The following is an 11,132-nucleotide window of genomic DNA, read 5'->3' on the forward strand; positions in this document are numbered from 1 at the left end:
GAGCAAAAAATGGAACAACTGATCATTGGCGTCTTCGAGCAGGGATTCATCTATGCGGTGATGGCTCTGGGCGTATACATTACTTATAAAATACTGGACTTTCCGGATTTGTCTGTGGACAGTACCTTTCCGTTAGGTGCTGCCATCACCACGGTACTGTTGATGAATGGGTTCAATCCGATACTTTCGCTGATCCTTTCAACAGCGGCGGGAGCGGCAGCAGGGGCTTTGACCGGGATCATCCACGTGAAGTTCAGAGTCAGGGATCTGCTTTCAGGTATCATTATGATGACGGGACTTTATACGATCAATCTGCGGATTACCGGGGGAAGTGCCAATGTGCCTCTGTTCAATTACAATACGATTTTTAACAATGATTTTATCAACAAATTATTTCCGGAGGCGCTTGAGCCGTATAAGACACTGATCATCATTACACTGATCATGCTGATCGCAAAACTCCTCCTGGACTTGTACTTAAAGACAAAATCCGGATTTCTGCTCAGAGCCGTGGGGGACAATGAAAAAATTGTTACGTCACTGGCTAAGGACAGCGGGTCTGTAAAAATAGTCGGACTTTCCATCGCTAACGGGCTGGTAGCTTTGGCAGGCAGTGTCATGTGCCAGCAGCAGAGATTTTTTGAAATCTCGATGGGTACCGGGACTATCGTCATTGGCCTTGCCAGCGTTATCATCGGGACGAACATTTTTAAAGGAAATATTCTGAAGGCTACAACGGCTGTTATCATCGGATCTGTCATTTATAAGGCATGCGTGGCAGCAGCCATCGAGATCGGACTGGATTCCCAGGACCTTAAACTGATCACTGCGATCCTGTTTCTTGTGATCCTGATCATCAGTATGGACCGGAAAAAGAAGGTGAAAGCATGATTGAACTTAAAAATATTGACAAATATTATAACATCGGAACGGTGAATGAAATCTGTCTGTTTAAAGATTTTAATTTAAAGATTCAGAACGGTGATTTCGTTTCTGTGATCGGCAGCAACGGATCAGGGAAGACATCAATGCTGAACCTGATCTGCGGAAGTCTCCAGCCCGAGAACGGATCAATCAGCCTTGGCGGTGAGGATATCACAAAGCAGAAGGAGTTTGTCCGTCAGAGAAAGATCGGAAGGGTATATCAGGACCCGGCCATGGGAACATGTCCTTCCATGACAATTCTTGAAAATATGTCTCTGGCAGACAATAAAGGCAGGGCGTATGGACTCGGACTGGGCACAAATAAGAGAAGGATCAGCCATTACCGTGAAATGCTTTCCCAGCTGGGGTTAGGGCTCGAAGATATGATGGGAACAAAGGTCGGCGCCCTGTCAGGGGGACAGCGGCAGGCAATGGCACTTCTGATGACCACAATGACGCCGATTGAGTTTTTGATCCTGGATGAACACACGGCGGCGCTGGACCCAAAGACGGCGGAACTGATCATGCAACTGACGGATAAGATCGTCAGGGAGAAAAACTTAACGACTGTTATGGTCACGCACAATCTCAGGTTTGCCGTGGAATATGGAAACCGTCTGATCATGATGCACCAGGGACAGGCAATTTTAGACAAGGCAGGAAAAGAAAAAGAAACTTTAGCTATAGAAGATTTGCTGGATCAGTTTAATGAGATCAGCATAGAGACCGGGAATTGAGTGAATATATACAGATGTTTGGTGATGTTTAACAGGGATATATAACCCAGAAAAAATCGGCATAGTCGTGATTATCGGCTATGCCGATTTTTCTTTTGTAATAATTCACTTGCAACAGCCCCTCCCAAAATAAGAACAGCACCCAGAAGCTGTACAGCCGACAGGCGCTCTCTGAGAAAGAATGCTGAGAATATGAGTGCCGACAGTGGTTCGAGATATCCACATAAAATGGCCAAAAACCGTGGATGTTAACTTTAGTTGACATATTTCCAACGGCATTTGGTGGAAAAAAGAGCCACAGTTCTTATGATATATATAAACAGACAGAGGAGATAGCCTATGAAAATTCTATAAAAATTTAAATCGTTTAAGAAAAGAGAAAGACTGGTCACAGGAAGAATTGGGAAACCAGCTGTATGTATCCAGGCAGACCGTATCCAAGTGGGAACTGGGAGTTTCCCAAACAAAAAGATATTGAGAAATAGCCTGTGTTTACCTGCTTGTAAATAAAAAAATATTGTTACTAAGCTTAGAGATACTACATAAGCGTGTTAGTATCTCTTTTTCGTTGCGGTAAAACAGCAGACTATTTCATTTCCACTTGATTATCCTAAAGCTTATTGGTCTATAGTTTGTCAAGGGCTTGTTGCATGAGTAATGCTGAATAGCACCCTTTACAAAGCACAGGCTGATAAGTAACTTTTCAAAAACAGAAAAGAAATGACGATATTGAAGTATCATGCTATAATGTACACAAAGACAAATTCTTTAGGTTAGAATCGATGATGGGGTAAACGAAAAAGCAGTTTTGGCATTCCAGTGAACTGCCCCTTCGTTTACACCATTTTCGATTTGGCCTAATTGAACAAAGTGAGTGTCCAGATAACCACTACCTATGGACTTTCAATCTTTTGCCCTTACCCGTGATTATACAGGATTTTCTGTACAGAAGCTACAGAAATCAAATATTTTCAGATAAATAGGTACGACAACAAAACCTCAAACTTTGAGGCTTCAGAAAAAATATGGAAGAATAAGGCTTTAACATCTTTGTGGTTTTCGGAACTGTGGTTTTCCAAGATGGCCGCCACAGGCTTTACATACACAGACATTTATCCCATAAAGCTGCTTTAGTATCTCAGGCATCTCCTTGTCCCGGAGTTTTGAGAGATACTTTTTGCATCCAAGGATATTCCGGCATAAAGTAAGCTTCTTTCGTTTGCTGCGGGAACAAAGAAGTCCGTAATGCCGAATCCTGACAAAACGTTTTGGCGGTACATGCATTAGAAACCGCCGTATGAATTCAACTCCGGAAAGGGTCAGTTCTTTCCATTGTCCTTTGTTCCGGTAATCTTTTATAGAAAAAGTGACGTTTTCATCATCCATGCAGATGATGCGGTGATTGCTGATAGCAATTCTGTGGGTATACTTTCCAAGGTAATCAATCACAGACTGTGCTCCATTAAAAGTTTTCTTGCAATAAGGAACCCATTCCGCATCATAACAGGAATCAATCAGTTCCTTGAATGCATAATGGTTACGGTATTTTTCGGCAGTTCTATGAAACTTAAGCTGGTTCGTATTCCAGAGATTTTTCAACTCCTCCATATATTTTTCACGAAAAACCTTGGAGATGACCCATATGGGAAGAAAAAACTCAGTACCATTGTCTTTCCATTCGTTTTTAGGTGTCAGACCATCACCAAGCAGTATTGTATGGATATGAGGATGAAAGTTCATTTCAGAACCCCATGTATGTAAGATACAGATATATCCAACAGTAGCTCCCAGATACTTTGGATCAGTAGCCAGTTCACTGATTGTAGCAGAAGTAGCATGATACAGGGTATCATATAATAGTTTCTGATTACTGTAAATGATTGGATTCAGAACATCCGGCACTGTAAATACTATGTGGAAGTACGGGGCATCAAGGACATCCTCTCTGCGGGCATCCATCCACATTTCCTTTGGAACAGCCTGACACATAGGGCAACAACGGTTACGGCAGGAATTATAATGAATCTGAACAGCACCACAGTCTTCGTATACACTGACATTCGCACCGTAAGCCCCTGTTTTGCAGTTCAAGATGTTTCGGGCAGCTTTTGCCTGTTCCGGAGAAGGAGAATGCTTTTCAAGATATGCTGGATAAAAACGAAGAAAGATATCCTGCACGGTTGGTTTATTCATGGACAGCACCTTCTTTCCTGTCAAATGGACTTTGGATTCCCATCAGGGATTTATTGCTGACATGAAGATAAACTTCCGTGGATTTTGGATCACGGTGTCCAAGCAGTGCCTGAATATTTTGCCGTTCTATCCCCTGCTCCATCAGATGAGTTGCAAAGCTATGGCGAAGACAGTGGGGAGTTGCCTTCTTGGGAAGTCCAGCATCAGATACTGCCCGACGCATCACCTGCTCCAGTGTACTGACTGTCAGGTAATTGCCAGTGAATTTATTAGGAAACAGGATTCCGCGGGGACGTCCTTTCTCAAACCAGTATTGTGTAAGGATATCCAGGCACCGCTTGGAAAGGATTGTATAGCGATCCATCCGGTTCTTTGTATCCCGGACATGGATCTGCATATTTGAGCGGGAAATGTCATCATAATGCAGGTGAATCACTTCGGAAACCCGCATTCCGGAAGAATACATTATTGCAAACATAGCCTTATATTTGATATCATCGACAGTTTCTAATAGACGGTCGATTTCATCAATAGTCAGTACTATTGGAAGCTTGTGTTCCAGAATCATCCGTGGGACCATGATGTCATCCCAAAGGATGTGCAGGACATTCCGATAGAAAAAACGGATGGCAGAATTATAAAGATTCAGGGTTGTGGCTTTCAGCCCTTCATCTTTTTTAGCAAGCAAAAAAGTCCTGACATCCTGACAGGTAAGTTCCTCCGGATTCTTACCCTGATATTTCAGAAAGTAAGAGACATAGTTTTTATAACAGTTGATGGAACGTTCTTTAAGATTCCGGATTTTTGCGGCTTCCTCAAGTTTTTCTAAGTATTTTTCGTACATAATAAAATCCTCCATGTAAAATCAGTAGTATCAAAAAGTCACTGCTTTACACGGAGGCGCATTTGGGTCATAAAACCGCTTGCCAACCAAGCGGAAGGGTGTTATTCTTTTCATAGGCAGTGGGAAGGTCGATCCTGTTTGATTGTTTGGTGTGGTAACTTAACAATACTACTTTTAGGACTTGCTTTCCACTGTTTTTATTACAGAAAACAGAAAATCGCTATGTCACAGCCTTGGTAGGCCATCGCGCAGCGATTTTGTTCAATTAGAATTTGGAGTGATAAACAATGAAATTATTTAACTGGGGTGGAAGAGAATAAACACATACTTCTTCGATTTAACAGACTATGAATATTTAAGGAGAACAATGAAGTATGAGTAAATTGATTTTATTTCCTGTTGCAGAGCAAGAAAAGCCGCTCTTTATTAAACAAGTCCAAGAAGCATTCCAAGTTGGATATGAGTCTGAATATGGCTTATGCGATGACATAATTCTTCCGGAAAAAGATATTGAAGAATCTTTCACAGCGAAAGGAGCAGAGACATACTTTGCTTTGATTGACGGCGAAATTGTAGGTGGAGCTGTAATTGTAATCAATACTGAGACGAGAAAAAACTATCTGGATTTGTTATATGTAAAGGTTGGTTGTCAGAGCAAAGGCACGGGACAAGCCCTTTGGAAGACAATCGAAGAACTTCATCCTGAGACGGAGGTTTGGGAAACACATACGCCTTATTTTGAAAAAAGAAACATCCACTTTTATGTGAACAGATTAGGATTTCATATCGTAGAATTTTATAATCAATATCACAAAGACCCTCATCAAAACGGAGAGCCTGCCGGCGGAATGCCGGAAGAAAGAGGATATGATTTTTTCAGATTTGAGAAGATAATGAAATAGACAACTTCCAGTTGTGCGCCCAGCAAAGGGCAATTAACCCAGCAGGTGCAAATCCTGTCTGCGAAGGTCCAGCCAACCAGCAGTAGCCAGAACTGTTCGGCACTGCGGGGTCAAAGAGCCAGTCATGCTTGACATTGTGGTTAGTTGTCAACTGGGGAGAGCCTGACACTTCTTGGAGACAAGTACGTCCTATCAACTAGAAGATGGAGATGGACGGATGGGCGGCAGGCAGTCGGATAGCTTCATAGTACCGGGGAGACCGGGTAATGCCGGTGGAGGGAAGGGGGCTACATAGTAACGGTCTTTCTGAGGACACATCAACCGTGCCCAGGAACGGAGGTATTGATGGGAACGAAATTAGAGAGAATAGCAGAAATATCGGAGACAACGCCGAAGCCGGAGTTCACGTCTCTATATCACTTGATAAATGCTGAAATGTTAAAACAGTGTCATAAATAATTGGATGGAAACAAGGCAGTAGGCATAGACAAAGTGACGAAAGAAGAGTATGGGGAACATCTGGAAGAAAACATTACAAATCTTGTAGAGCGGCTGAAGAACAGGGCATATAAGCCACTGCCATCGCTAAGAGCATTATACCTTACAAAAGGCTTTAAATTGGCTGCAACGACAGGTAGCACCAACCATAAAAATGGTACAGGAACTGGACAAGGAAAACCATACAACGACACTGAAAGATATGATAGAACAGGCAGAACTGAAAGACAAGCACTAAGTAAAATGGAACAGGACATGGTAGGTGCTGAAAAGTGGATTGAGTTAATCAAGGAATATTCCGTACCAAAGGAACTTACAGCACCATTATTAAATGCAATGATAGAAAAAATCCTCATTCATGAAGCAATAACGAATGAGGATAACGAAAGAATACAGGAAATTGAGATATATTACCGTTTTATTGGAAAAGCAGACGAATAAATATGGTTTATATTTATAACTAAGGGAAAACGGGACTACAACACCGGAGATGAAGAAACTGATGGAATTGAGCAGAATTTTTCATATCAGCATGGATGAGTTGGTTGGAAATTCTGGTGCATCGGGAGAAAAGGAAGCAGTCTATGTGACTGTGAATCTCCACTATGAATAATAAAGCAAAAGGAATCATAGCCATTGGAAACTTTGCTGCTGGTCTTTTCTCCGTGGGTCTGCTCTCTGCGGGGCTGATTTCCATAGGAGAATGTGCTTTAGCCACCCACATTGCTGTGGGAGGTTATGTCAATGCACACATAGTCATCGGAGGAGCTGCTGACGGAACATTTACTTTCACAGAAAAAGGGACGGCAGCCTGCGAAGAAATCAGACAAACGATCCTGAGGGAATATCCCCGTATATGGAAATTCTTGATCCGGTTATTTTCAGCAGCCATGAGGTGAAACAGAAGATAGAGAAGAAAACTTGGAATTTTTATTCCCTATTAATGAAAAGTGTGTTATACTCATTTAGTTATTGTAAATATGTCAGACAGTTCATTCGTACCATCCTGTCTTTAAACAAAACTAGGACAAAATAAGAGGATATGATCAGACATATTTCTTATGTCTTAGATGAATGCTTAGAGACACGGACACCGCGGGTGGCGTGTCTTTTACTGTTTCATGGGGTTCTTTTCGGAAGAAGGCCTGAAACAGCGGGAAATAGAAAACGAGAGAAAGGGATAAACATGTACCAGTTAAATACACATGCGTCTTTTGACTCCGCACATTTTCTGGCGGGATACGAGGGCAAGTGCAGAAATCTGCACGGACACCGGTGGAAACTATCGGTGACGATCCAAAAGGAAAAAGTAGAAGAACAGGGCCAGACCAGGGGGATGGTCGTAGACTTCGGCGAATTAAAGGACAAGGTAAAAGAAATCGCAGACGAGTTTGACCATGCTCTGATCGTGGAAAAAGACACACTGAAGACCAAGACGATAGAAGCACTGAGAGAAGAAGATTTCCGGATTATTGAAGTTAAATTCCGCCCTACGGCAGAGAATTTTGCCAGATATTTTTATGACCGGATCAAACAGGACGGCTATGACGTTTCTTATGTGGAAGTATATGAGACGCCGAATAACTGTGCCATTTACGGAGAATAGCGATGGAAGTTTTTAAAATAGCAGAAAGCTTTGTGAGTATCAACGGCGAGGGGAAGAAGGCGGGCCGGCTTTCTATGTTTATTCGCCTTCGGGGATGTAATTTAAACTGTTCCTACTGCGATACCAAATGGGCCATCAGCAAAAAAGGTGAGGCGGATCTCATGACGGCTGCGGAAGTGGCGCAGATGGTAAAGGAGTCAGAAGCAGATCTGGTAACATTGACCGGGGGAGAACCTCTGCTGGATGAAAATATCAGCGAATTGATTGGAAGTATTTTGTCACTTCCAAAGACAGAACTGGAAATTGAAACGAACGGAAGTATTCCCATCCGCCCATGGAGAGAGCGGGATGCGAGATTTTCGATGACGATGGACTATAAACTGCCCTCCAGCGGCATGGAGGAGTCCATGTACCTTGAAAATATGGAAGAATTAAAGCCGTGGGATGTCGTAAAGTTTGTGATAGGGACAAGAGAAGATCTGGAGAAGGCAAAAGAAGTTATCGAACGGTTTTCTCTCTGTGAAAAGGCGATCGTGTATTTCAGTCCGGTTTTCGGTGCCATACCTCCGGATGAGATCGTGGAGTTTATGAAAGAACACAGGATGAATAAAGTCAGGTTTCAGATCCAGATCCATAAAGTTGTCTGGAATCCGGAGCGGAAGGGAGTCTAAGAAGCTATGGCAATCGATAAAGAAGCAGTCAAAAAACATATCAGAGGTATCCTGGAAGCGCTGGGGGATAATCCGGACCGGGAGGGTCTTAAGGAGACGCCGGACCGTGTAGCCAGGATGTATGAAGAAGTGTTTGAGGGGATGAATTACAGCAATGACCAGATTGCAGAAATGTACTCTAAAACCTTTGAGGACGATCTGTCTGTAAAAAATCATAAGGATATGGTCGTTGTAAAAGACATCGATATATTCAGCTACTGTGAACACCATCTGGCCCTTATGTACAATATGAAAGTCACTGTGGCATATCAGCCGAAAGAAAAGATTCTGGGACTGAGCAAGATCGCAAGGATCTGTGACATGGTCGGCAAAAGGCTTCAGCTCCAGGAACGGATCGGGTCAGATATCGCAGAGATCATCTCCAAAGTGGCAGGGACAGAGGATGTAGCTGTGCTCATCGAAGGAAATCACAGCTGTATGAGCGCCAGGGGCATTAAGAAAAATCAGGCAAAGACCATTACATCTACGTTGAGAGGGAAGTTTGAAAATGACTCTGCCATGGAGAACCGCTTTTATATGCTCGCAGAAAGATAAGAGGAGGAAAGAAAACTATGTCAAAACCGACAAAAGCAGTTGTAGTATTCAGTGGGGGACAGGACAGTACCACCTGTCTGTTCTGGGCAAAGAAAAAATATGAAGAAGTTATCGCGCTTTCTTTTAATTACGGACAGAAGCATTCGGATGAATTGATTTGTGCCAAAGAAATCTGCAAAAAATATGGCGTAGAACATCATATTCTGGATATGGCCCTCTTAAACCAGCTGGCGCCCAACTCATTGACGAGGGCAGATATTGAGGTGGACAAAGAGGCGCCTGAAACGGGTACGCCGAATTCCTTTGTAGACGGAAGGAATATGCTGTTTCTTACCTTTGCGGCAGTATTTGCAAAGCAGAGAGATATCCATGTACTGGTGACCGGCGTGTCCCAGAGCGATTTCAGCGGATATCCGGACTGCAGACATGTATTTATTACGTCTCTGGAAACGACGCTGACTCTGGCGATGGATTACGAGTTTGAAGTGATTACGCCTCTCATGTGGATCGACAAAAAAGAAACATGGAAAATGGCCGATGATCTGGGAGTATTTGATGTGATAAGACATGAAACACTGACCTGCTATAATGGAGTCAGGGGGGACGGATGCGGAGAATGTCCTGCGTGCAGACTCAGAAGGCGGGGGATGGAAGCCTATCTTTCGGAGCGAAAGAAATAAAGAACAAATGTCAATGTCATATAGTCAATATTAGAACATTTGTGTGAGTGTGTTTTTGTTGCAGATTTTTATTGATAAAACATTAACAAAGCAGTACAATAAGAATGTAACCATTGGTCAGGGTTGTCAACATTTCAATCCTCTGCAGCAAAGGAGATAACGTATGGGAAGATTTACACTACCTAGAGATTTATACTTTGGAAAAGGATCACTTGAGTCACTGAAGACATTGGATGGAAAAAAAGCTGTTTTGGTACTCGGCGGCGGTTCTATGAAACGTTTTGGATTTGTAGACCAGGTTGTCGATTATTTAAAAGAAGCAGGAGTTGAGACAAAATTAATTGAAGGTGTAGAACCGGACCCTTCTGTAGAGACTGTGTTTAAAGGCGCAGAGGTCATGAGAGACTTTGAGCCGGACTGGATTATTGCGATGGGAGGAGGATCTCCGATCGATGCTGCGAAGGCAATGTGGATCTTCTATGAGCATCCGGAAACTACATTTGACGATGTAAAAGATCCGTTTACAGTTCCTCCGCTCAGGAATAAAGCCAAATTCCTTGCGATCCCGTCAACATCAGGAACAGCTACCGAAGTGACGGCATTTTCTGTTATCACAGATTACAGTTCAGGAATCAAATATCCGCTGGCAGACTTTGAGATCACACCGGATATTGCAATCGTAGATCCTGCATTGGCGGAGACGATGCCTCCGAAACTGACTTCCTATACAGGAATGGATGCACTGACTCATGCCATTGAAGCATATGTGGCAGGACTTCATTCTCCGTTCTCAGATCCGCTGGCATTAGAAGCTATTGAGATGGTGTTTGACAACTTAAAAGCTTCCTACGAAGGGGATATGACAGCCCGTGAGAATATGCACTATGCACAGTGCCTCGCAGGAATGGCATTCTCCAATGCACTTTTGGGAATCGTACACTCTTTGGCTCATAAGACAGGAGCCGTCTTTGACACCGGACATATCACACATGGATGTGCAAATGCCATCTACCTGCCGTATGTGATCCAGTTTAACGCGAAGGTTTGTGAGGAACGCTATGCAGCTATCGCAAGAAGGATCGGCCTTCCTGGAAATTCCGATAAGGCATTGACTCTTTCACTGATCGAGGCCATCCGCGAGATGAATAAGAAATTAAACATTGTTTCCAATCTGAAAGATTTTGGAATTAATGAAGAAGAATTTAATCAGAAGAAGAGGATGATCGCAGAGCGCGCCGTGGCAGACGCATGTACGGGATCTAATCCGAGAGAGACTTCCACAGATGACATGGAAAAAGTTTTGGAATGCATCTACTACGGAAAAGATGTAACATTTTAATAAATATACATAATCGAGGCCGGGACAGTTTATGTCCCGGCTGTTCCTTTCCTTGTAAGAAGAAGCTGGGCAGCAAACATAATTTGTGATGGAGAATCAGTCAATTCTATTCTTGCATCTGATAAAATAATATTGGCTGCGCCC

Annotated in this window: 14 protein-coding genes and 2 pseudogenes; 13 read left to right on the forward strand and 3 right to left on the reverse strand. The window is 43.0% G+C overall.

All coding sequences use genetic code 11. The annotated features are described in order from the left end of the window. The first annotated feature begins 9 nt into the window (after window positions 1–9). Both P8F77_RS07545 and P8F77_RS07550 read left to right on the forward strand, forming a co-directional pair. Window positions 10–891 (forward strand): ABC transporter, encoded by an 882-nt coding sequence (locus P8F77_RS07545; RefSeq protein WP_024727889.1) that lies wholly within the window; start codon window positions 10–12, stop codon window positions 889–891. Then, window positions 888–1,661 (forward strand): ATP-binding cassette domain-containing protein, encoded by a 774-nt coding sequence (locus tag P8F77_RS07550; protein WP_024727888.1) that lies wholly within the window; start codon window positions 888–890, stop codon window positions 1,659–1,661. Before P8F77_RS07545 ends, P8F77_RS07550 begins: the two co-directional genes overlap by 4 nt. A gap of 71 nt (window positions 1,662–1,732) precedes the next feature. On the opposite strand, the gene P8F77_RS07555 is transcribed toward P8F77_RS07550, so the two are convergent. Beyond that, complete coding sequence (locus tag P8F77_RS07555; RefSeq protein WP_334293353.1) at window positions 1,733–1,897, reverse strand: EamA family transporter; 165 nt, start codon at window positions 1,895–1,897, stop codon at window positions 1,733–1,735. Between the two features lie 164 nt (window positions 1,898–2,061). Between P8F77_RS07555 and P8F77_RS07560 the strand changes: the two genes are divergently transcribed. Further along, window positions 2,062–2,139, forward strand: a complete 78-nt coding sequence (locus P8F77_RS07560; protein WP_081723854.1) for a hypothetical protein — start codon at window positions 2,062–2,064, stop codon at window positions 2,137–2,139. A gap of 563 nt (window positions 2,140–2,702) precedes the next feature. Here P8F77_RS07560 and P8F77_RS07565 read toward each other — a convergent pair. Both P8F77_RS07565 and P8F77_RS07570 read right to left on the reverse strand, forming a co-directional pair. After that, window positions 2,703–3,854: an IS91 family transposase gene (locus tag P8F77_RS07565; protein WP_287518225.1), complete on the reverse strand. Its 1,152-nt coding sequence runs from the start codon at window positions 3,852–3,854 to the stop codon at window positions 2,703–2,705. After that, window positions 3,847–4,698 carry a site-specific integrase gene (locus P8F77_RS07570; RefSeq protein ID WP_287518223.1) on the reverse strand — a complete coding sequence of 284 codons (852 nt, stop codon included), beginning with the start codon at window positions 4,696–4,698 and terminating at the stop codon, window positions 3,847–3,849. Before P8F77_RS07570 ends, P8F77_RS07565 begins: the two co-directional genes overlap by 8 nt. A gap of 374 nt (window positions 4,699–5,072) precedes the next feature. On the opposite strand from P8F77_RS07570, the gene P8F77_RS07575 reads away from it, so the two are divergent. The 10 genes and pseudogenes from P8F77_RS07575 to P8F77_RS07620 all read left to right on the forward strand — a co-directional run bounded on the left by P8F77_RS07575 (window position 5,073) and on the right by P8F77_RS07620 (window position 10,988). Further along, window positions 5,073–5,600: a GNAT family N-acetyltransferase gene (locus P8F77_RS07575; protein ID WP_024727885.1), complete on the forward strand. Its 528-nt coding sequence runs from the start codon at window positions 5,073–5,075 to the stop codon at window positions 5,598–5,600. Between the two features lie 583 nt (window positions 5,601–6,183). Beyond that, window positions 6,184–6,333 (forward strand): annotated as a pseudogene (locus P8F77_RS07580) (replication initiation factor domain-containing protein); the annotation flags it as partial. Then, window positions 6,324–6,539, forward strand: a pseudogene (locus tag P8F77_RS07585) (DUF4368 domain-containing protein); the annotation flags it as partial. The pseudogenes P8F77_RS07580 and P8F77_RS07585, both read left to right, overlap by 10 nt. A 49-nt stretch (window positions 6,540–6,588) precedes the next feature. After that, entirely contained in the window at window positions 6,589–6,711 is a 123-nt protein-coding gene (locus tag P8F77_RS07590; RefSeq protein ID WP_347256424.1) for a hypothetical protein, read from the forward strand. Beyond that, complete coding sequence (locus tag P8F77_RS07595) at window positions 6,704–6,997, forward strand: hypothetical protein (protein WP_051405227.1); 294 nt, start codon at window positions 6,704–6,706, stop codon at window positions 6,995–6,997. Before P8F77_RS07590 ends, P8F77_RS07595 begins: the two co-directional genes overlap by 8 nt. Before the next feature lie 287 nt (window positions 6,998–7,284). Further along, the gene (queD, locus tag P8F77_RS07600) at window positions 7,285–7,704 is read left to right on the forward strand and encodes a 6-carboxytetrahydropterin synthase QueD (RefSeq protein WP_024727883.1); all 420 of its coding nucleotides are present in this window, start codon (window positions 7,285–7,287) and stop codon (window positions 7,702–7,704) included. Window positions 7,705–7,706: 2 nt separating this feature from the next. Then, entirely contained in the window at window positions 7,707–8,375 is a 669-nt protein-coding gene (gene queE, locus P8F77_RS07605) for a putative 7-carboxy-7-deazaguanine synthase QueE (protein WP_024727882.1), read from the forward strand. 6 nt (window positions 8,376–8,381) lie between these two features. After that, on the forward strand, window positions 8,382–8,969 hold the full coding sequence (gene folE, locus P8F77_RS07610) for a GTP cyclohydrolase I FolE (protein WP_024727881.1): 588 nt from the start codon (window positions 8,382–8,384) through the stop codon (window positions 8,967–8,969). 17 nt (window positions 8,970–8,986) lie between these two features. Beyond that, window positions 8,987–9,649, forward strand: coding sequence for a 7-cyano-7-deazaguanine synthase QueC (queC, locus tag P8F77_RS07615; RefSeq protein WP_024727880.1), 663 nt, complete (start codon window positions 8,987–8,989; stop codon window positions 9,647–9,649). Between the two features lie 163 nt (window positions 9,650–9,812). After that, window positions 9,813–10,988, forward strand: a complete 1,176-nt coding sequence (locus P8F77_RS07620) for an iron-containing alcohol dehydrogenase (protein WP_024727879.1) — start codon at window positions 9,813–9,815, stop codon at window positions 10,986–10,988. Window positions 10,989–11,132: the final 144 nt, after the last annotated feature.

It is taken from the genome of Anaerostipes sp. PC18, from assembly GCF_039789045.1.
GTDB lineage: Bacteria > Bacillota > Clostridia > Lachnospirales > Lachnospiraceae > Anaerostipes > Anaerostipes hominis.